Annotated in this window: 20 protein-coding genes; 10 read left to right on the top strand and 10 right to left on the bottom strand. The window is 42.4% G+C overall.

What is annotated here, in order from left to right:
* Nucleotides 1-460: 460 nt before the first annotated feature.
* Together QA601_06770 and QA601_06765 are read right to left on the bottom strand one after the other, a co-directional pair.
* Entirely contained in the window at nucleotides 461-892 is a 432-nt protein-coding gene (locus tag QA601_06770) for a hypothetical protein (GenBank protein ID MDG5814771.1), read from the bottom strand.
* 584 nt (nucleotides 893-1476) lie between these two features.
* On the bottom strand, nucleotides 1477-2289 hold the full coding sequence (locus QA601_06765; GenBank protein ID MDG5814770.1) for a carboxypeptidase-like regulatory domain-containing protein: 813 nt from the start codon (nucleotides 2287-2289) through the stop codon (nucleotides 1477-1479).
* 569 nt (nucleotides 2290-2858) lie between these two features.
* On the opposite strand from QA601_06765, the gene QA601_06760 reads away from it, so the two are divergent.
* A complete protein-coding gene (locus tag QA601_06760) occupies nucleotides 2859-3875 on the top strand; it encodes a hypothetical protein (GenBank protein MDG5814769.1) in 1017 nt (338 codons plus the stop codon).
* 534 nt (nucleotides 3876-4409) lie between these two features.
* A complete protein-coding gene (locus QA601_06755) occupies nucleotides 4410-4931 on the top strand; it encodes a hypothetical protein (GenBank protein ID MDG5814768.1) in 522 nt (173 codons plus the stop codon).
* 35 nt (nucleotides 4932-4966) lie between these two features.
* Here the strand turns inward: QA601_06755 and QA601_06750 are convergent, their stop codons facing one another.
* Complete coding sequence (locus QA601_06750) at nucleotides 4967-6370, bottom strand: TolC family protein (GenBank protein ID MDG5814767.1); 1404 nt, start codon at nucleotides 6368-6370, stop codon at nucleotides 4967-4969.
* A gap of 288 nt (nucleotides 6371-6658) precedes the next feature.
* Here QA601_06750 and QA601_06745 point away from each other — a divergent pair, with 288 nt between their 5' ends.
* On the top strand, nucleotides 6659-7519 hold the full coding sequence (locus QA601_06745) for a polysaccharide deacetylase family protein (protein MDG5814766.1): 861 nt from the start codon (nucleotides 6659-6661) through the stop codon (nucleotides 7517-7519).
* A 33-nt stretch (nucleotides 7520-7552) separates the two neighbouring features.
* Here QA601_06745 and QA601_06740 read toward each other — a convergent pair whose 3' ends face one another.
* The 4 genes from QA601_06740 to QA601_06725 all read right to left on the bottom strand — a co-directional run bounded on the left by QA601_06740 (nucleotide 7553) and on the right by QA601_06725 (nucleotide 12972).
* Entirely contained in the window at nucleotides 7553-7765 is a 213-nt protein-coding gene (locus QA601_06740) for a cold shock domain-containing protein (protein MDG5814765.1), read from the bottom strand.
* Nucleotides 7758-8807 carry an S-methyl-5-thioribose-1-phosphate isomerase gene (gene mtnA / locus QA601_06735; GenBank protein MDG5814764.1) on the bottom strand — a complete coding sequence of 350 codons (1050 nt, stop codon included), beginning with the start codon at nucleotides 8805-8807 and terminating at the stop codon, nucleotides 7758-7760. The genes QA601_06740 and mtnA overlap by 8 nt, the downstream gene beginning before the upstream one ends.
* A gap of 129 nt (nucleotides 8808-8936) precedes the next feature.
* The gene (gene fusA / locus QA601_06730; GenBank protein MDG5814763.1) at nucleotides 8937-11021 is read right to left on the bottom strand and encodes an elongation factor G; all 2085 of its coding nucleotides are present in this window, start codon (nucleotides 11019-11021) and stop codon (nucleotides 8937-8939) included.
* A gap of 178 nt (nucleotides 11022-11199) precedes the next feature.
* Nucleotides 11200-12972 (bottom strand): BamA/TamA family outer membrane protein, encoded by a 1773-nt coding sequence (locus tag QA601_06725; GenBank protein MDG5814762.1) that lies wholly within the window; start codon nucleotides 12970-12972, stop codon nucleotides 11200-11202.
* A gap of 146 nt (nucleotides 12973-13118) precedes the next feature.
* Between QA601_06725 and QA601_06720 the strand changes: the two genes are divergently transcribed.
* From QA601_06720 to aroC, 7 genes are all read left to right on the top strand, one after another.
* Nucleotides 13119-13463: a hypothetical protein gene (locus QA601_06720; protein ID MDG5814761.1), complete on the top strand. Its 345-nt coding sequence runs from the start codon at nucleotides 13119-13121 to the stop codon at nucleotides 13461-13463.
* 162 nt (nucleotides 13464-13625) lie between these two features.
* On the top strand, nucleotides 13626-14789 hold the full coding sequence (locus tag QA601_06715) for an AI-2E family transporter (GenBank protein MDG5814760.1): 1164 nt from the start codon (nucleotides 13626-13628) through the stop codon (nucleotides 14787-14789).
* 1 nt (nucleotide 14790) lies between these two features.
* On the top strand, nucleotides 14791-15570 hold the full coding sequence (locus QA601_06710) for an ABC transporter permease (protein MDG5814759.1): 780 nt from the start codon (nucleotides 14791-14793) through the stop codon (nucleotides 15568-15570).
* Entirely contained in the window at nucleotides 15570-16304 is a 735-nt protein-coding gene (locus tag QA601_06705) for an ATP-binding cassette domain-containing protein (protein ID MDG5814758.1), read from the top strand. The genes QA601_06710 and QA601_06705 overlap by 1 nt, the downstream gene beginning before the upstream one ends.
* A gap of 20 nt (nucleotides 16305-16324) precedes the next feature.
* A complete protein-coding gene (locus QA601_06700) occupies nucleotides 16325-17221 on the top strand; it encodes an MlaD family protein (GenBank protein MDG5814757.1) in 897 nt (298 codons plus the stop codon).
* A gap of 119 nt (nucleotides 17222-17340) precedes the next feature.
* A complete protein-coding gene (locus QA601_06695; GenBank protein ID MDG5814756.1) occupies nucleotides 17341-17883 on the top strand; it encodes a shikimate kinase in 543 nt (180 codons plus the stop codon).
* Between the two features lie 4 nt (nucleotides 17884-17887).
* On the top strand, nucleotides 17888-18979 hold the full coding sequence (aroC, locus tag QA601_06690) for a chorismate synthase (GenBank protein MDG5814755.1): 1092 nt from the start codon (nucleotides 17888-17890) through the stop codon (nucleotides 18977-18979).
* A 7-nt stretch (nucleotides 18980-18986) separates the two neighbouring features.
* On the opposite strand, the gene QA601_06685 is transcribed toward aroC, so the two are convergent.
* From QA601_06685 to QA601_06675, 3 genes are read right to left on the bottom strand one after another with little or no spacing between them, the layout of a single operon-like run.
* The gene (locus QA601_06685; GenBank protein MDG5814754.1) at nucleotides 18987-19823 is read right to left on the bottom strand and encodes a lysophospholipid acyltransferase family protein; all 837 of its coding nucleotides are present in this window, start codon (nucleotides 19821-19823) and stop codon (nucleotides 18987-18989) included.
* Between the two features lie 11 nt (nucleotides 19824-19834).
* A complete protein-coding gene (locus tag QA601_06680; GenBank protein MDG5814753.1) occupies nucleotides 19835-21016 on the bottom strand; it encodes a glycosyltransferase family 4 protein in 1182 nt (393 codons plus the stop codon).
* Between the two features lie 12 nt (nucleotides 21017-21028).
* A complete protein-coding gene (locus tag QA601_06675; GenBank protein MDG5814752.1) occupies nucleotides 21029-22024 on the bottom strand; it encodes a lysylphosphatidylglycerol synthase transmembrane domain-containing protein in 996 nt (331 codons plus the stop codon).
* Nucleotides 22025-22257: the final 233 nt, after the last annotated feature.

Below are 22257 nucleotides of genomic sequence, written 5' to 3'. Positions count from 1 at the left end.
CGACTTTCAACACCTCAAAATTACAGTACCAGGCCAGAGACTGTTTAGCTAACCCGTGTTGTTCCGACGGGCATCTCTTGGCCGCCCTTCTACTACAGGGATAAGGACACGCACAAACATGGTTTTTTGAGTGAGGTGATTTACCTTTCTCTATATAGGAAATAGGTAAAATGATTTTATGGGGCTAAAGGCGACACCAAAATTACTAATGACTAATGGCCAATTACTAATTATAGAAAAATGTTTAGGAAATAAACATCTTTCCCTCTTCCTGCTCAACGCTCAACGCTCACAGCTCATAGCTAGATTGGGGGGACCCTTGGGCTATTATCGCGGGGAGGAAAGGAGAACGGAATAACATTCCCGCAGTTGGTCCTTCTCTTTTACATTCTTCAATAATAATCTAACATACACAAAAATCTTGACACTCCTCTTAGATATAATAATCTACTGGAACCATTTACACAAAAAAATATACACTCCCGAGAAACATGTTACGAATAGTGAGAAACATGTCACGAATAGTGAGAAACATACCCCGAATAGTGAGAAACATACCCCGAATAGTGAGAAACATACCCCGAATAGTGAGAAACATACCCCGAATAGTGAGAAACATACCCCGAATAGTGAGAAACATACCCCGAACAGTGAGAAACATGCCCCGAACAGTGAGAAACATGCCCCGAACAGTGAGAAACATGCCCCGAACAGTGAGAAACATGCCCCGAACAGTGAGAAACATGCCCCGTACAGTGAGAAACATGCCCCGTACAGTGAGAAACATGCCCCGTACAGTGAGAAACATGCCCCGAACAGTGAGAAACATGCCCCGAACAGTGAGAAACATGCCCCGAACAGTGAGAAACATGCCCCGAACAGTGAGAAACATGCCTTATGCACTCCGTTTTTGAGCGTGTTTCTCACTGAAATGGGTATGTTTCTCAGCGTGCATGCCGTGTTTCTCAGATTTTTAGGTATGTTTCTCAAATTTTTAGGCATGTTTCTCATTGCAAGGGTGATGTTTCTCACTCACACTATGATGTTTCTCACAAATTACCCCGTGTTTCTCAAATTTTGGGCTATAAAACATCTTTTAGGGGGTGTTTGGCAATCACACGGAGAGAAACCCGAAAGAAAAGATTACTTTCACCTGAGCATTAAGTCTTGCTGTGATCGAAACCACAATCAGCAGCAAAGAAACATTCATGGAAATCATGAGTTTGCGCCATGATGTCGAACATCGTCTTTTTTAGCCTGGGGAAAAGGGCCGAATATGCCAAGTCTCTTATAATGAGGCTCTTGAAAGTGTGCCAAAAAAAAACGATAAGAGGCGCCCATCCTTCGTTTGCACGGGTGGCGGCCCTCAGTTTAGTTACGGTTATGGCGTGAGCGGAGAAAAAGAAAATTACTTTTTCCAGAACCGCAGGAATTTTTAGTTGCGACAAGAAAGAGTACTTTTTTTCTGGTCAAATCCTACCTGAGATTGAGATCTCTCACAGCATTACGCTCATCCCCATAGGACCTTATGTAAATTGACGATGAAGCAGGCAGGGTGCCTGAGGAGCTGTGTATGGCTTTTCTGCCATTGAGTGTGAATACTGTGCCGGTTTGATCTCTACCAACATTCCGACCTTTTGTCTGGGGGCTATTCCACACCGATGATGCCTGCCCTAGATACACATTCACTGTATAGGTTACATTCTCACCCAAATCTATTTTGTGAGACCGATCAGAGTAGCCCTCTTTTGAGATGTTTATTGTGTAGCTTCCCGCTATCATATCGGAGAAAGTAACCGATCCGTCTGAATCGGTAAATTTACTGCTCGGGTCTGCCTGATAATCATCGGCTTGAACAACAACTGTCACCCCTTCTATACCCGAACTGTCACCAGCACTGCGCACAACCAAAACAAGCGTACCTGCAGAGGTCCCGGAAGTGGGTGTTAGAGAAAAATTGATGATACTGTTTTGATTGTTAGAAAGGTCGGTGCTTTTTGTCTGAGATTGATACCCGCCACCGCTAACTGCAACGACGTAAAATCCCGCAGCGAGTTCTGTAAAAGAGTACTCCCCTGTTTCATCCGTAAAAACGCTGTCGATCCTTTCAAAAAAGTTGACGCCACCATAACCAGTAGCTGTTCTGATCGTTAGTACTACCTTTGCTTCTGTTACAGGACTATCGGTTTCATTATTTGTAATGATTCCGTTAATAGTGGAATTTTGTGCAGAGACAAAGCAGAATGTACACAACATACAGATCGTTAATTTAATAGCTGTAACAGACATAGTATACTCCATTCTTAATGGTTTTCTTTAAATGTAACAAAACCACAGCCAAATTACAAGGTTTTATTAAGCTAAGCTGGATATGGAACGGCGCGTCTCAAATAATCGCAGTACAACTGATACACGCAGGTTTAATGAGTTGAAAAAAATGAAAGTCGTGGCGCTGATTGACCATGATCGACAACCCCATGTCGTGGAGAACATCCTGAAGCACTATAGCTGTGGAAGGAGCCCATGCAGCGAGGGCCGCCGCCCGTTGCTGTTGCTGATTCCCAGTTCGGGGCACTGACCTGCGTTCCGGGATACTTCACAAAGTATGTATCTGAAACCGACCTGCCGCCAAGAGGCCTCTGCGTGAGCCATACCCGGAACCCAAAATCGTTGCCCTACGGGACAAAAACAGCTATATTAAAACATCGACATGCCCGAGGCCAACGCCGAAAAAAAAACGATAAGAGGCGCCCAACCTTCGTTTGGACGGGTGGCGCCCTCAATTTAGTCTCGGTTATGGCGTGAGCGTAGAAAAAGAAAACCCCTATCCATTATCCATCGGTAAGGAGAAAAACCGAATGAATAAACCTACTCACATCATTTACACAGTCTGTTTTTTTATTTTAGTCCTCCTGCAAAACTGCTGGGCATCCTGCAATTCCTATGTTTTTATAATAGGACTCGATACCATCTCCACTCAGCCTGATCTTCAGGTGGTAAAAAGACATGGTATATATCCTACTGGAACAGAATCTCCGCCCGGAGATACTATCAGCAGAAGTGAAATGCTCGAAAAGATTTTAGATCGGTACAACAGTCATGACAACGTGTTCATTGCAACAGCAGACTCATGTGCTTTGGATTACTCCAACTCAATCAGAATTCGTCTTTGTTTAGATGATGATCCGGATTGTGATCCCTTTGAGTTTGTAAAAGAAGACAGCATCTATGTGCAAATAGAAACAGTACTCAAACAGAAAGACAGTCGAATTCACGATAATTACAGTTTTTCAATTATACAGCGTGACGCTAAACCTTACGCTTCTCTTTGCGGAAACAGGGTTTTAGGTTTTTCAAATGATATTTCTGATGATCTGACAATGCTTGAGGGAAACGTTGGGTACAAAAGCAATTGTCCCCCGGCCCCTGCTGGCTGGGGTATTTGGTCAGGTGGCCGCATAGATAATATATTCATTCCCCCTGATGCCTTCTTTTTAAATGACAATGATGAGATTATCCACAGGGATTATTTGGGTGTTTCTGTCCCGCTTGATATGTTCCTCACTGCGTTAGAAGAAACATCCTCAGTGACTAACCGTGAAATTCGGAGATCTTTTTCAGGTACAGTGCAGGCTTTGCCAAATGGTTCCCTCCAATTTCTACTGCCGGACACAAAGGCAAATGGCACAATCAGGATAGCCGTTTTTAACCTGTCCGGTAAGAGAGTTGGGCAATGGCTTGCAGAACTGAATGATGGTTATTTTGTACTATCACCGGAACAGATGAACCTGTCCGCCGGGTATTATAGGTTTGTTGTAAATGATAGTGGAAGTGGTGATGCTATGCACTCCTTTGGACATCCGATAGTAAGGTAAAAAGTCAGTGTTGAAAGGTGGCCTCTTTCATCACTAAAAAGACAAAACCAGGCCCAGTTAATTCTGCAGAAATAAAGGGCGAACACCAATTGCGCTACTACGGCTTCTACAGCAACAAGAGTCGCGGCATGCGCCAGAAGGTGCTGCGCGAAGCGCTTGTTCGCTGTCCCGCTTCGCATCACACCATTCACGCTTACACGGGGCAAGCACGTTTCATGGCGCCCCCGTGAGGAACCTTCCACTTACCATCAGGCCTCGCTGGGGGGTGGCCACCTTCGCCTCGGGCGACACGTAATAAGAATTTGGAATTTGGAATGAGTGAATTAGGTATTTGAATTTAAATGTGGAGTATATCCTGATTTTGCGGAAAGAATAAACAAAGAAAACAACATAAAAAATCTATATACACAAAAATTATGACACGCCCTTTCGGCCGGGCATCGCACAGGGTGTGAGATACGCAGACAAAACATTGTCCAGCACTACCTCAGGGTGTGGGATCGGGAGACAAACTTTGTCCGGCGACACCTCAGGGTGTGGGATCGGGAGACAAAGCTTTGTCCGGCGATACCGCAGGGTGTGGGATCGGGAGACAAAGCTTTGTCCGGCGATACCACAGGGTGTGGGATCGGGAGACTAAACTTTGCCCGGCGATACCTCAGGGTGTGGGATACAGAGAGAAATTTCCGCAGGGTATCTCACAGGGTGTGGGATACAGAGAGAAATTTCCGCAGGGTATCTCACAGGGTGTGGGATAGGGAGAGAAATTTCCGCAGGGTATCTCACAGGGTGTGGGATAGGGAGAGAAATTTCCGCAGGGTATCTCATAGGGTGTGGGATAGGGAGAAAAATTTCCGCAGGGTATCTCATAGGGTGTGGGATAGGGAGAAAAATTTCCGCATGGTATCTCACAGGGTGTGGGATAGGGAGAAAAATTTCCGCAGGGTATCTCACAGGGTGTGGGATAGGGAGAAAAATTTCCGCCGGGTATCTCTCAGGGTGTGGGATGTGGAGAAAAATTTTCCCCAGGGTACCTATCAGCGTGTGTGGTACTGAGGGAGGCGCCTGTTACCCCTATTGGGTGTTATCAATCAGAAGTTGTTATCACCCATCAGGATTTTAAGCTCAATAAGAGCTGCATGGTAGTCTAACAGTGCTGAATTGTGAGCAATCCTCGCCTTTTTAACTTCAAGCTGGGCGTTTCTCAATTCAAGGATAGTTACTAAGCCGTTTTCATAGGATAAAGCCGCCACCGAGTGGCCTCTATCGGCAAGTTTTTGTATGTTCACTGTTCTCTGCAGTCTTCGCTGACTGTTTTTAAATCGTTCATAGGCACTTTTCATCTTTATCTCAAAATTCTGTTCATTTTCCATTTTGCGCAGATACACTACCGATCGGTCCATGTGAGCCTGACGAAGCCGGTAGGTGCGCTGCATTCCACTGAATATGGTCCATGTTGCTCCGATAAAAACCCTGTGGTCATCAAACCATGTCTCTCTTTGAGCGAAGTTATCAAAATCATCAAACTGACCGACTCTACTTAACGATGCTCCGGCAAACAAAACTGGATGGTAATCAGACCGCGCAAACTTTACCCTCTCATCGGCCAGTTCAGCCGCTCCCCTGAATTCGCTGAGCACCGGACTATACTCATCCATTCGCTCCATAGCGTCCTGAAGAGTTAAATCATAGTTATGATTGGGAATCTCGCCTTTAACGGAAAAATCAGCAACGCTGGTTCTCGAACCGCTTCTGCGGATGAGTGTTTCATAGGCAATTTTCAAATCGCTCTCAGCTTCAGCCAAATCGACATAGGCATTTTCAAGATGCAGTTTTGATGTAAGGGTATCAAGTTCACTACCCACACCTACTTCATACCTTAAGACAGCAAGATCATGGGCCTTTTGAGCAAGTTCCAAATTCTCATGCTCTATTTCTACATTGTTTTGTGCAACTAAAGTAGAGTAAAAAAGCATGGTAGTATTCCCTTTAACCCTGAGTCGTGCCTCCTGATACCTGCACATTAGCATCGATTGCTGCAGTTTAGCACTTCTTACTCCAATAGCTACCTTGCCCTGACTATAGAGGGGCTGAGTTATTGAAAGAGATACAGATGCTGAGTTTTGTTTGGGAAGGGTAAGAGAGCGCATGATACTTTCGGAGCCACCAGGTTCATTCAGTAGTGATGCGCGCTGCGGGATTTGCTGAATAAAACTCACTGAATCATTACTGAAACCGGTCTCCATGAATTCAGGGATCGATGGAGTGTACTGTTTTAAGCTGTGTGAGAGATTAAAGGAGGCAGAGACCTCGGGAAATGCCGTGCCTATGACCTCACTTACCTGAGCATCAGCCTTGTACATCTCCTGCTCTATGGCCCTAAGCTCATGAGATGTGGAAAAAGCTCCCCGAAGAATCCAGTCCAATGTGTATTCTCTTGCCCCTGATACACCAATAACCAAAAGAATCAGTAGTGTTACTTTCGTTCTTACCAATATTTAAGTTAGCCCCTCTTACATTACTACTTTTGATTTTTCCCTATAAACGGGTTATTCTATTCCCATCCAGCAATTTTTGACCCTTAAATCACAAAGATAATCTCTTTTATTCAGTTTCACCCATTTCCTATATTGAAGAAAAATAAACTAATTGATGCAAACAGTAGTGGTAATAGTTAGATTACTAAAAAATGTACTCACTACCAGTACAAACTAATTACCCCCTACTGATCCCATTAACCAGAACCTTATTCTAATATAATTTCATAATAAGCAGCAATTTAAATGAACCTTTTTTTAGCACCGTTTCTAAGTATACTTGCCCCTTTGGTTGCAGGAGCAGCTATATCTGCAGCCAAAAACCCCACCAATACCAGTTTGCCACCGGGCTTGCTTTTCCATTCTATAGTTCCCAAAACCGGCATCGGGCTGTCCCAGCTCTCCTGCAAGTGTTTCAGTGAGTTTTTAACTCTTCTTAAGTCTCAAAACAAACATACTGTTTCTGTTTCGGATCTGAGAGAAAGCATTCACTCGATAAATGACTCTGTAGCTCTGACCTTTGATGATGGACTGGAAGATTTCTACACCCACGCATTCCCGCTCCTTGAAGAGAAAAATATGAAAGCCACACTGTTCCCGGTTGCTTCATTTATTGGAAAGGAGGTAAAGTGGGATGTTTTTGGAAAGAAAAGACACGTTTCAAAAGCCATGCTTCGTGAAATCTCCGACAGAGGGCACTGCATAGGGAGTCACTCGTTAACTCACGCTAATCTCATCTGGCTCGGCTCAAAGATGCTAAAACAGGAGCTGCTTGCCTCAAAACAGATACTCGAAGACATAACCGGCAAAGAGATCGACTGTATTTCTTTTCCATTTGGTGGGTGGAACGCACGGGTTTGGGAGTGTGCAAAAGAGGTAGGGTATAAATCCGCAACAGTGTACCGGGGCCATTCAAAAGCAACTCCGGAACTACTGCCGGTGTATGGTGTTTACCGTTTCGATACAGCATCAGAGATCTTTAAGCGTGCGTTTCCCGGCTCTTCATGGTCCAACTCACGAACGATAGCACTACTTATGTCACACTTTTCCAAAGGTTCACCGCTTTGGACATACAGAAAAGAGTACGATTTGTGGCATCGATCATGACCGATGCCTGCTCTGACGAACTCTGCACCCTTCTCATAACGGTTCTACCTTTTCAGCGCAAAGCCCCTCATCTCTTCTGACCGCAATAAAGGAAACACGCTGTCCTTCATCCAGGATTTTATAGCCGCTACGACAGAGATCAGAGTGCTTGACCTTAAAAAGGGAGTTAGTGTCTGATCTGATATATCCGGTGCCGGTAATATCATTAAATAATACTACTGTTCCGGTTATGTGAGTTTTATCCAAGCACAGCCTTAATAGAATCTTTAAAGGGCTGTTTTATGACACCTTTTTCGGTAATGATTGCGCTGATAAGATTTGCCGGGGTCACATCAAAAGCCGGATTGAATACATCAACTCCCTGTGGCACAGTTTCCTTCCCGAAGAATGAAGCGATCTCTTCCCTGCCCCGCTCTTCAATAGGAATTTCGGTTCCATCAGCAATAGAAAGGTCGAAGGTAGTGGATGGAGCCGCGACATAAAAGGGGATTTTGTGTGCTGCAGCTATCAGTGCCACCCCATAGGTGCCGATCTTGTTAGCAGTATCACCATTTGAAGCAATCCTGTCAGCCCCTACGATTACAGCATCAATCATTCCTTTGTGCATTACAGTGGCCGCCATGTTATCACAAATTACGGTGATTGGGATGCCAGCCTTGTTCAATTCAAATGCTGTGATTCTGGAGCCCTGCAGAAGTGGTCTGGTCTCATCAGCGTATACTTGTATGGTTTTCCCTTGTTCCTTGGCAACATAGACAGGGGCAAGGGCGGTACCGTATTCAGCAGTTGCAAGGCCTCCTGCGTTACAGTGAGTCAGAATGGCCTTTTTTCCCTCAAGAAGCGTAAGTCCGGCTTCCCCGATAGCTCTACAGGTGTTTTTATCCTCCTGTAGTATAAGCTGTGCTTCCTTAAGAAGTTCTTCTTTAATCTGAGCAATTCCTAAGTTCTGAGCCGAAAGTTGTTTAACTCGTGCTTTCATTCGATCTATGGCCCAGAACAAATTTACGGCAGTAGGACGTGAGCTTGCCAGATAATCGGCATTTTTTTCAAATACCGTCACCAGATCATGCACCGAGCCCCGCTCAGGAAAGGAACGAAGTGCAAGGCAAAGCCCAAAAGCCGCAGCGATACCGATCGCGGGAGCCCCCCTTACCTTCAAAAGCTTTATGGCTTCATGCATCTGCTCAATTGTTTCAACCCTTAGATAAGCAAGTTCGCAGGGAAGTCGTGTCTGATCTACTAACGTTACAGCTCCATCTTTCCACTCAATTGTCCTTAAGCGATCCATACGGTTATTCTAAATACCTTTCTAAGTAAGTGAGTACCATTGCACCTTTGTGCTACAATTAAAAATACCTCTCTGCAGTGCAGAGAGGTACCACTATTTCGACTAACCTGATTTGGTATTTAAAAAAACTTACGCTTCCTGGAGCTCAGCTTTTGATTGTTCGATTACTTTTTTAGCCACATCACCGGGGACCTGTTCGTAGTGTGAGAACTTTTTGGTATAAAACCCTCTGCCCTGAGTTAGAGACCTGAGGTTAGTGGAATAGCTCTTCACTTCTGATTCAGGAACTTTAGCAGTGATGGTCTCAAGTTTACCTATGGGCTCCATACCGCCAATTTTCCCTCTTCTGGAAGAAAGATCTCCCATTATATCACCTGTATACTCAGAAGGTATGGTTACTTTCAACTCCACCACCGGCTCAAGTAAAATAGGATTTGCCATCTCAAATGCTTTTTTGAACACTTCCCTGCCTGCAATTTGAAAAGCCACATCTTTGGAATCTACCGGATGAGTCTTTCCATCAACCAGGGTTACCTTTACATCTACAATAGGGTAACCGGCAATAATACCTTCCTGCATTTTTGATTTGACACCCTTATCGACACTTGGTCTGAATGGCTGATCGATAACCCCACCAACTATTTTATCGATAAACTCATACCCTTCACCTCTGGGCTGTGGTTCCAGGTCAATGAAGACACGTGCGTATTGTCCAGCTCCACCCGACTGTTTCTTATGGGTGTATTCAACATATTTTACCGGTTTGGTAATGGTTTCTCTGTAAGAAATTTTGGTTGGTTTACGATCAACATCTACCTTAAACCGGCTCTTTAACCCTTCAAGGATGATTTCGATATGAACATCTCCCATAGCAGAGAGGATTGATTGATGAATATCGGGATGGTACTTATAGGTAAAACTTGGATCTTCTTCATGAAGTTTGCCGATACCCAAAGCGATCTTTTCTTCATCACCCTTATTTTTGGAGTCTATGGCCACACTTACAAGGGGTTCAGGAAATTCTAAGGGAGTTACAAAATATTTACTACCCTTTTCTACCAGAGTATCATTTGTATGTGTATCTTTAAGTTTGAGCAATCCGCCAATGTCTCCATACGAGATCTGCTGAGTATCAGTTCGGTCTTTGCCGCGCATAAAGTACATATTACCGACTCTTTCGGGCATTTCACGTTTTGAGTTAAACATCTCATGACCAGTCTGGACTTTACCGCTAAATGCCCTTACCAGATTTATCTCACCAAGATGCTCTTCAGAGAGCGTTTTAAAAACAAATGCCACAGCAGGTCCAGATTGGTTACATTCAACAGTTTTTACCTCATCCCCTTCACTAACCTCTATCTCTTTTCTGCTGTCGGCAGCAGGAGCAAGATTAACAATTTTTGTAAGTAACTGATCGACTCCCATATTCAATAGCGCGCTGCCGGCAAGCACCGGAAAAATCGTCCCCTCAGCCACACCTTTTGCCAAACCTTTGCGCAACTCTTCATCCGTTAACTCACCAGCCTCAAAATACTTATTCATCAGATCTTCATCGGTTTCAGCGATCGATTCCATCAGTGCGATTCTCAGAGTATCTACAGTGTCGAGCATTTCCTGTGGTATAGAGACACTTTTGGCGATTCCATTTCCTTCACGCTCATACTCAAAAGCTTCACGCGTGACCAGATCAATAACTCCTTTAAACTGAGCACCTGTGCCGATCGGAATAGCAAGCGGAGCCACAGAAGACCCGAAGTTTTCTTTAAGCGATGAAAGCACAGTATCGAAATCAGCATTATCCTTGTCCATACTATTGACAAAAAACATTCTCGAGACGTTTGTTTCATCCATGTACCTTGATACAAGCTCTGTCCCAACCTGTATGCCATCTACTGCATCAACCATCACTACCGCACTCTCTACAACCTTAAGAGCCAGTTTGGCTTCACCCAACAGATCGAGAAATCCCGGTGTATCCAGAAGGTTGATCTTGCAATCATTCCACTCACAGAAGCCAAGATGAGTGGAGATAGTCATATTGCGCTCTTTTTCATCTGCTCTGGTATCAAATGAACTGCTTGCATTGTCCACCTTACCCAGTTTTGAAGTAGCTTTTGAAGTAAAAGATATAGCTTCCATCAAAGAGGTTTTGCCAACACCACCATGTGAAAGTAAACAGAGATTGCGAATTGAACCAGCCTCATATTGTTTCATGAATCCTCCGTCTTGTATACACAAAGTAATAGATCAGGCAGCAGCACAAAGATACTTTAAGCCCTTAAAGATAATTTTAATATATTAATACGCTCCAAGATGTGCAACGGGGTAACCACAACTTTTATTAAATTTTTATGTTTGAACCTGTATACCTGCATTCAAAACCCTAAATATCCTACCAGGGACCAAGCACAAAATGAAACCTTCCGGAATCAAAAGGAAACAGAGGAAAGGCATAGTCTAATCTTGCTACAGCGAAAGGAAATTGCAGCAAAATCCCTGCTCCGGCAGAATAGTTTAAATCTGCAATACCAAAATCAGCTATTTCCCTCCATGCACCCCCTGCTTGGGCAAATACTGCACCGTGAACAAAACGCCAGATCCTAAAGCGCAAATCCATCACATTGATCAAAAGTGCGGCATTTGCTCCCCTCACATTGCCCTCTTGATCAACGGGCATAATATCCGATTCATCATACCCCCTAAGCGGCCATACCCCTCTTTGTCCTATCCAAAAACGCTCCTGAGTGGGAAGAAGTGTCATATCAGCATCCAAATTTGCTCCAAATACTACCTGAGCACCTGGTGCTATATACACAACATCTCCCAGCAGAGGAACAAAGAAGTTATTATCGATCCTTACTTTATAAAATTTATACCCTACGGGGATTATAACCCCTGCCAGTTCGATATCGGTTCTTGAAAGCGAGCTTAATCCCGGAAATAATGGATGAGCCCTTGTGTCCCTGGTGATACCACTGCCAAAGACAACACTACTTTGAAGATCTGTTTGGGGATAGAGTGGTGTGGGTGGTGGCTCATTAATCCAGCCTGGTCGTTCAGCTCTAAGCCAGGAGCGAAAGAAATAGGGCTCAAAACTTGTGCTGTAAACTGAGCTACCTCCAAAAAAGAACCCATCAACCTCATCAAGAATTCTTTGCTGTGCATAAGTGTTAAGGGAAAGAGAGCCGGGGAGGTTGAAGATGTAAGGATAGACGTAATAAAGCTCCCCACCTCTTTCATATTCAGCCAGGGTTCCGGTTAACCCTATCCTGTGTCCCAGAGAAAAAAGGTTTCTATATAAAAGCTCAAGCTGCAGATACCACCCCAATGTTCCATACCCACCACCAGCCTGAATATCAAACATATCCCTCTCCATAACAGAAATAAGCACCGGGGCAAAAACGGTGTCACCTGCTGGAGCTTCAACTACCTGCAATGGGTCAATCTGTACAGAATGGAATAGAGTTGTGGCAAAAACTTTTCTGGTCGACTCTTCAAGTATTTCAAGTGACAGAACATCACCATGAGTGAAAGTAAGTTCCCTTTCAACGACTAGTTCTCTTACATCATCCAGTCCAAAATAGATATACTCCCCTGCAGCAACGACCGGACCTTCATTAACTAGATACGTAACTGTACCATAGTTTGTAGTACCATCTATGGAAAATTCAAAAGTAACCTGAGCAAACATATACCCTCTGTTTCGAAGCGTATCCTGAAGCATATCCCCGGCAGTCAGCAAAAGTGTAGAGTCGAGTGGGTCGTCTGTCTCAACAGGAATCCGATCTAAATAGAACTGATCGTTGAATACCTCATTTTCCTCAAACCTAATTTGCCCTACAGTGTTGAGTTCTCCTTCATCTATATAAAGTGTAATATCAACAAGCATTTCTGCGGTGTCTCTTTGAAGCGAAAAATTCTCTACATTAGCGAAATGATAACCGATTCTTCTGTAAAGTGCTTCAATACTTCCGATATCACTTGCAAGCTCAGCAAAAGAAAATTCAGTTTGGGAAAAGAGGCCTTTGGGTTGCAGGTTCATTCTGTCCAGAAGTTCAGTATCTGATAGTACCTCATTGCCCCTGAAGCTGATTTCATTAACTATCCAAGTTTCCTGTGAATAAACCACTTGTACAGTTATAAAAATAACAAGCCACATTTTCATTAAATACAACACCCCTTCTAAAATTTAATATCAGAGGGGTGCAATTCCCGGACCTAACCCATTTCCTTTTTGGCACAAAAGTTGCAAAATGTGTTCCTTTAACTTCAGAATACAACCATTCTAAACCATCCAAACGGAGGTATATAATGAAAAATCTAAAAAAAGGTGTGATTATCAGCGCTGTTCCTCTTACAGTTTTAGGAATTTCAGGGATTATAGCTAAGAAAACGCTGGGTCACAAAAACGGGAAGGTAAGCCATGAGATTAAAGAAGCTGCCAACGAATCGGTACAGCAGATAAATAACGCCGTTTCGGAGTTAAAAGAGGATATTGAGAAAAAAAATGCTCCACAACTAGAGCGAAGTATCGATTCAATTGTTCAGAATACGAAAAATAAAATCGATAAAATTGGTGAGCAGCTAAAAAACAAAATTCATCAACAACAACTTAAATCCCGTCTCTCTCATCAGGAAGGCAAACGTGATTCCTGAGAAATTTTGCACACCATCTTTTTTTGTTTTCCCCGTCACTTTTAAGCATCGAAGAAGTTTATTTCTTTTGCTAAGAGAGACGGGGTTTAACTACTAAGGCACACTTTTTGCAGAAATCTTATCCCCAAAGCATTCCAGTTACAGTGCATCGGGTGAATACAAATGTCAGATGAAAAACAGCCAAAAACAACTAAAAAAAGAGGTTTACAATCTAACCCCAGACGCAAAAAAAAAGTCTCTTTACCTAAAGGACAAGTTTGGCAACAAAAGACCAGTCGCAATACCCTGGTTGTATTTCTTATCTTATCTTTTTTATTATTTCTTCCCCTACTCTCGATTTTTTTCATTCCCCTGATCCTTGCAACCACCTTTACCACTCTTATATACCCTGTATACAAAGGTATCCTTAAAATTACAGGGCAACGAAGAAAAACCTCTTCCTTTATCTGTCTTTTTCTCTTCTTTATCGGACTTCTAATTCCTGCATATTTGATCATTAATCTTGTAATACAACAAACACTTGAAGTGTATGCCAGTGCTGAGCCCGCTATAACTGACCTGCTTGAACATGGCAGAGAGAGTGATGTTGTACAGTACTTTGAAGAAACCCTAATCGGTGATTTTTTTCGTCTCCTTGATATTGATTGGGGTGAGGTGATTGAAGAGATGGTACGTCAAGCATCAAGTATGGTGACAGTTATTATAAACAGAACGTATGCAGGGGTGTTTGGACTTTTTTTTAATCTGCTGGTTATGGTCTTTACCATGTTTTACTTCCTCTTGGATGGCAAACTAATCTTAAGCAGAATCAAAGAGCTTATTCCGATAAAATTTGAATATGAAGAGATGATCATTGAACGCTTCAACCTGATCTCACGTGCCACCGTACTTGGAACATTAATCATAGGGCTTGCGCAGGGAACCGCCGGTGGCATTACTTTGCTCCTCTTTGGCATAGAAACATGGCTTTTGTGGTCCTTTGTGATGGTGATCCTTTCAATTATTCCCCTGGTTGGAGCGTGGCTGGTACTTATTCCAGCAGCAATTATTCAACTTCTATTTGGGAATTATTGGGCTGCTGCGGGAATATTTCTCTCAAGCACACTTATCGTTTCCAACCTCGACAACCTTATTCGTCCAAGAGTTGTGGGCAGAGGAGCCCGTATACACGATCTGATGATCTTTTTCTCAACTCTTGGAGGACTAAGCCTGTTTGGAGTGATGGGATTTATAATCGGTCCGGCAATAGCGTCCTTTTTTCTCACGTTTCTTGATATCTACAAACTAGAATTCAAAAACAAAGTTGAAAGCGTGAAAAACATTTGAAATGATGCATACGATAAACACCCGGCTGAAAACAATCTTTTCAGAGTTACAGCAGTATTATCATCTATGCTTAAACAGTGTTATTGGAATATTTAAAAGGCCCTTTTACTTCAGAGATGTTGTTGAGCAAATGGAGTACACCGGCTCAGGAACACTTGGTATATTAGTACTGGTATTTTTGTTTATCGGGATGGCCCTCTCCATTCAGATTGCTGCCGAATTTCAGGTAATGGGTTTTCAGATGTATACGGGCAGAGTAGTGGGGATAGCGGTCATTAGTGAAATAGGGCCGGTGTGTGCTGCGCTTGTATTTGCCGGAAGAACCGGCTCAGGGATGGCTTCAGAACTTGGATCAATGGTTCAGAAAAATCAAATCGACACCATGAGAGTGTTTGGAATGGACCCTGTAAAAAAATTGATCACTCCAAGAATACTCAGTGCATTGATTATGGTTCCAGCACTCACAATAATCGGAGACCTTATTTCGATTCTTGGAGGACTTTACACCACAACTGTAGTGAACAACCAAAGCAGTGCAGTGTACTGGGATTCAATTCGGGTAGTATTGGAACCACGATACATGATTGCAGGAATTACAAAACCATTACTGTTCGGTTTTATTATTGCAAGCATAAGCTGTTATTCAGGTCTTAGTACAAAGGGCGGAGCCAGTGGACTAAAAATCTCTACTACAAACGCCTTTGTTCTCTCAACGATAATGATAATTGTGGTAAATTTCATGGTTACGAAATTACTACTTATTCTGTTTGGATATTCTTGATGATTCGTTTTGAACATGTGAAATTTTTTCGCAACGATCGGGTAATACTTAAAGATATCAGCTTTTCCATAGGGCTTGATGAACGAGTTGCTATTGTGGGAGGCAGCGGTGAAGGGAAAACGACTATACTAAAGTTAATCTTACGGCTGCTTGAACCTGATCAAGGGAAGATTATTATTGATGATGAAGATGTAACAAGTCTTAAAGAGAGTCATTTAAAAAATATGCGACGCAAATTCAGTATAGTTTTCCAGGATGGAGCACTGTTCGATTCACTCAATGTAAAAGAAAATGTGGCCTATTATCTTAGAGAGTTCTCAAAACTTTCAGAGCCTCAGATAGATGAAAAAGTAAAACAGTTGTTAAATCTTGTGGGGATAGAAAATGCAGAAGAGATGATGCCTGAAGAGTTAAGCGGTGGAATGCAAAGACGAGTAGCTATTGCACGCTCTCTTGCCATGCATGAACCAAAGATGTTTTTGTATGATGAACCTACCAGCGATCTTGACCCAATGAGTGCCGCAAAAATCACCAACGTAATCAAAGAACTTGCCAAAGCTGGCAGTGGCTTTATAATGGTTACTCACGAAATTTCTGATGCACTTAAGACGGCGCAGAGGTTTATGTTTCTAAAAAATGGGTTCCTGCAGTTTGATGGTAGCAGAGAGGAGTTTTTAAACTCCAAAAATTCTGAGCTTAATGAATTTCTCTTAGACTGGAAAAACCAGTCCTAAGGACAACTTAGGAGATATTGATGTATCAGCGTCAAAAAAAACTGCTCTGGTCCTCTCTTAAATCGGGGGTAATTATTACCTCTGCAATCGTTATCGTTTTGCTCGCTATTTTTTTCTCAGGCAATATTTCATCACTGTTTTCACCAAAAGTACAATTTAGAGCATCAGTGGAAAATGTAGCTGGTATGCGCCCCGGCGCACCGGTATGGCTTTATGGCATAGAGATAGGAAGGGTAGATCAGATCAAACTCAAAGAAAGCGGCACCGATGTCTATATCTCAATTGATCACAATATCTCAGCACTTATCAGAGCCGATGCCTTTGTGATTGTTAAAACCATGGGTATGCTGGGTGACAAATACCTCGAAATAATGCCAGGCTCTCCCGATGCGCCCCCAGCCGACAGAACAACCGCACTTAAAGGAGTTAGCGCACTTTCGATGGAAGAACTTATGGACGGTGCAATGGAGTCCCTCATAAACCTCCAAAACATCAGTGCAAAATTCGATAGCATCATTGGTGATTTTCAAAAAAGCGAAGGGAGTTTAAATAAGCTGATTCATGAGCCTGACCTTTATAGTAACCTAAAAAAAAGCTCAGAAGAATTAGCAGCTTTCACCCATTCAATTCGTCACTCCACCGGCTCATTGAAAATGTTTATAGAAGATCCACAATTATATCATGACCTACAAAGCTCCACTGAAAAACTATCTAAGATTCTTCAAAGCGTTGAGCAGGGTGATGGAATCGCTGGAGCCCTGATTAATGAAAAAGAGCTTGCAGATGATCTCAGAAAATTACTTACCGAACTAACAACAACAGCACAAAATTATGGGTCAACAGCCCAATATTTAGACTCCCTTATCAGAGACATAAAAGACAACCCTGATGATTATTTCAATTTCAGTATTTTCTGAATCTGAGTTTTTGAAATAGTAATTCCCCCTCTATTCCAAAAATGATAAACTGAGATGTGCGCAGTTTATATTTTTGCACTGTAGCTTACTTTTTCTTTCAACTTTTAAAGAATCTGATCATGAATATAATTCTCATAGGTTTTGCCTCCTCAGGAAAGACAACGACTGCCAAAGCACTTGCTAAGCTCTTAAACTACCCACATCTTGACCTGGATGAACAAATTGAGCTGATGCATGAAAAAAAGGAAGGCAAGAGCCTCAAAGTACGTCAACTTTTTTCAAATTGCGGTAAAGAAGGGTTCACAAAACTTGAACATGAGGCGCTTAAAGCAATTGCGGGAGCTGAAAATACCATAATCTCAACAGGTGGCCATGCCCCCCTTTGTGCTAATAATCAGATGTTGCTTAAGAAGCTGGGCAAAATCATTTACCTCAGAGCGGATTCTCAAACTATTATAAAAAGAATGCAAAATAAGGGTTTCCCATCCTCAATAAAGGGTGGTAAGCAGGGACTTCTTGAAGAGATCAGGTTCAGAAATCCTGTTTACAGAGCAATTTCAGATATCATTATCGAATCTGATACCCTGAGTCCGGAGCAAACTGCTCAGGAAATTATTAGAATCTGCAACCTTGAATCACAGACAAAATCCATCAGGAGATAAATATATGTCAAGCACATTCGGCAAAATTTTGAGTGTTACAACTTTTGGAGAATCGCACTGCAAGGCTGTTGGAGCGGTCGTAGATGGGTTTCCTTCCCAAATATCTGTTAAAGAAGAGGATATTCAGGTCCAATTAAACCGAAGACGTCCCGGACAGAATGTTTATAGTACTCCAAGAACTGAAGCCGACAAAGTTTCTATCCTTTCAGGAGTTGAAAACGGTGTCACTTTAGGCACTCCTATAGCTCTTATGGTTTTAAATAAAGATCAGCGCCCCAACGATTATAACGCTATGGCACCAATCCCCAGACCATCACATGCCGATTTCACCTACCTTCAAAAGTACGGTATTAAATCATCGAGTGGTGGAGGGCGTTCAAGCGCACGGGAAACGATAGGTCGCGTTGCAGCAGGAGCGTTGGCGGAGAGCATGCTTAAACAGTTTTTTGGAACCGAAATAGTAGCCTGGGTGAGCTCAATCGGCAAAATAGACTGTTCTGGGATAGACCACAATACCGTTAACCGTCAGCTTGTTGATTCATCCCCAGTACGATGTCCCGACCCTTCTACATCTGAAGAAATGGAGAAGGAACTGATCAGTGCAAAGGAGGATGGCGATTCACTGGGTGGTATAATTAGCTGTGTGTGCAGAAATGTTCCTGCCGGATGGGGAGAACCTGTATTTGAAAAACTTGATGCAGTTCTGGCTCAGGCGATGCTTTCTGTCCCTGCCATCAAAGGCTTTGAGATAGGGTCCGGGTTTGGTGGCTCACGAATGCGTGGTTCAGAGCACAATGACCCTTTCTGTATGAAAGAGGGCAAAATTGGTACGGTCACCAATAACAGTGGTGGTGTTCAGGGTGGGATTTCCAATGGCGAGCCACTATTTTTCCGGGTTGCTTTTAAACCCGTAGCTACAATATCCAAAGCACAACGCACCATCGATTTTCAGGGCAAAGAAATAGCGTTTGAGGCTCAGGGAAGACATGATCCCTGTGTTGTGCACAGAGCAGTACCTGTTATAGAAGCTATGGCTTCACTTGTGTTGGCAGATATGGCTCTTGTTCAAAGTACCCGGTTTATTAAAAACAGGTAACTTTATCCTAACAGATTGGTGAAAGTACATGCCACTGATAAGGATATTTCCTGGCTGCGCTTTCAAGAGTACTGGTGATCACTTCTTTAGCATTTTCGAAACTGCTTGTTTCATCAATTCGCTTTGAGGCAATCTTTATCCCCCCGTTTTCTTTCACACAGTAGGCGATATAAATGGGTATTTTTGATTGAAGTGCATAATTTACCAGGTTAAGAGGCATCGATACTTTTTTTCCGAAAAGAGACACTTCCGTTCCCTTACCAGATATCTGTCTGTCACAAAGAATCCCCAGAGCCCCCCCCTGTTTTAAGGTTTTTAGGACAGCGCGAGGGTTGTCATGGCTTATGGTTTTAAGGTAGTATTTTGAACGCTGCTGTGTAAAAAAATCTGCTAGCGACTGTGGCCGCAACCGCTCTGCTACCACATTAAACTCACTTTTATTAGTACTATACAGAAGATGTCCAAACACCTCAAAATTCCCCATATGAAAGGTAAGGCCAAGGAAATTGGGCTCTTTGGGCGGAAACTGGTCCCCGGCATAATACTTTGGAATGCTTTTTGTAAAATGAACCATGTCCGGTAGTTCAGCCCAATACCTTCCATACTCTTTAAAAACTCTGTATATTTCACTTTTACATGGTTTACGCTCCAATATCAAACTGAGATTATAAGCTACAGCCCTGCACTTATCTGTGCACACGATAAATGCTATAGCTGATAACACATCAGTTATACAATACCTCACTCTGAGAGGAAAAATCGAGCATGCGTACAACGTCTTAAGCAAAAATAGCTTTCCGGATCCCAGCAAATTTTCTGCAAAAGAAACCTGGCTAAACAGCATCTCTCCCCCTCTCAATTTACAAGCACCTGTTGAACTCCTGAAGTTTTTAAGATTGAACTGGAGTAAATTTGCTCAAGTTTATCGACAATATTGGACCAACTATATTTAGTACAATCAACGCTTCCCAGTGCAGCCAAACTCTTGCGAAGATTCTCTTTTTCTACAAGGTTTGCAATACATCTGGCAAGAGCTTCGGGGTTTTCCGGGTCCACTAAAATACCATTAACATTGTCTTTTATAACTTTTCTGTACCCTTCATTGTTTCCTGCTATAATAGGTACACCTGAAGCCATAGCTTCAATTAATACTATTCCAAAGCTTTCTCTGTTTGTTGCTGGTGAGCAGAAGATGTGTGCAGTTTTATAGTACTTGGGTAAATCTTCAAAGGATACATCACCGAGAAATTCTACTTTATCTAACACCTGCGGATCGAGTTTATTCCGGTAAAAATTGGTCAATGTTCCATTTCCGACAACTAACAACCGATACTCTTTAGTAGTATAATTATTTATAAGTGAAACACTTTTTAGCAGTGAAGTTATCCCTTTTCGGGGTTCAAGCCTACCTACAAAAAGGATATTTGTTATCCCGTCGTCATAGCGGGTAATTTTTTCCTTTGTTTGGGAAAATCGGTTCACATCAACTCCGTTGGGTATTATTTCGTATTTTCCAGGAAGCACCTGATGTACAAAATCACGGGATGCTAATGAAACCGCTATACGTGAATCAAACTGAGAGCAAAATCGTTTAAAATAGAATCCCCCTCGATTTATCAAGAATTTTTCAGTCCCTCCCCCACTGGCATGGAAGGTACCAACCACTGAAGGAACAGGTATCCCCCTGTTTCTCCAATCCCTTATTCTCTCAAGAAATGAAAGCCCAAGAAGACAAAAGAGGGGTTGATGCATATGTATTACATCAAAGCTACCTTCCTTAAGAATTTTAGTAACAGCTTTTTTACTTCTTCCAAATAGCGGAACTTTAACGATGGATCCGTTTACGATTAGTGGAATCGGTATGCCAAGTTTAATGATATCATTGCGCTCCTCCACTCTATCTCCACCATTGAAAGGTGTGATTACCTTTACCTGATGTCCCCGTCTCTTAAGCTCTTTATACTGATGATACACATGCTCTGTAATACCTCCATACCAGGGATAAAAATAAGGTGAAACGATTGCGATTTTCATCATGTTTTCCCCAAATCAACTATAATTTTTAGTGTTTTTTGCATTCATTTTTACCGTTTTTGAGGAAAAAACCTCAATAATCATGCTTAAACCTCCACCAAAGATCACAGGTATTCCCTGTATAACCTGAAAAAGAATGGCAAACGCCAATGATTTTGATTTATTGACTGAAAACCATGACAGTGCAAGTATACTGAAAAATTGAAATGTTCCAATGTTGCCAGGCGCTATGGGTATAAGAAGCCCAATGTTTATGGCTAATAAAACTATACTGGCATTAAGAAAACTAATCTCTATATCCAAAGAACGTGCCATAAGCAGTACCATAGTAATCTGTATACCCCAGGAAACTATAGACAAACCAAGGACCCGCACTATGTCCGAAAAACTTTGAATCGCACCTGTTCCTTCAATGAATAACTCAAATGTTCTTTTAACCGCAGCAGCCGTTGTAGGTGAGAAACGCTTAAGTAGATACTCCAGCCATTTTACTACCCTCTCTCTGTGAAGTACTAAAAGCATCAAAACCACAATGGCAGCAATAACCCCAAGCCCAAGAATTACTGTTTGACGCTCAAAAAGAAGGGGAAAAGAAAAAAGGGTAGCAATAAGCACCATTATAAGCATTAAACTGGTGACTTCAAATACCCGCTGCACCAAAACAGCTGTCACCAAAGATATCTTACTTATTTCTGTTCGCCTTCCTAAAGAATACCCCTGAGCTACATCCCCTAGTTTAAAGGGTAGAAAAAGATTCGAGAACACACCAATCAGATATGTAGCTAATGCGTTTAGTAGTGAAACATTTTTCATAGGCCGCACGATTGCTTTCCATACCGCTGCCCGTACAATAAGATTAAGGGATGTCATAACCAGAACTGCACCGATCAGAAGAATATCGGCATCCCCAAAACTCTCCATAACATCATCAAACTCCACCCCCAGAACAGACCAGTAAATAGCAGCGCCAATACCAAGAATACCTACCAGAGTCTTTATGAATTTACTCATCTATTGTTGCCATCAGTTGATCTTTATTACCTGTAATGATCAGATATCGTCTAATAGGGATAATTTTCCACATAATGCTTCATTGCGGCTCCATCAGAGTAATTGATTTTTCTCTATTGTAATGCAACTTCTGTGCCATTAATTATTACTTGTGTGGCTAAATAAAAAATTTATCCTGCAAGTGGGTTAGATAAGGTCAAAAACACACTACTTTGAGGGACTGATACTTACCC

The sequence above is a fragment of the Chitinispirillales bacterium ANBcel5 genome (assembly GCA_029688955.1).
Lineage (GTDB): Bacteria > Fibrobacterota > Chitinivibrionia > Chitinivibrionales > Chitinispirillaceae > Cellulosispirillum > Cellulosispirillum alkaliphilum.
This window is presented reverse-complemented; position numbering and strand designations above follow the sequence as displayed.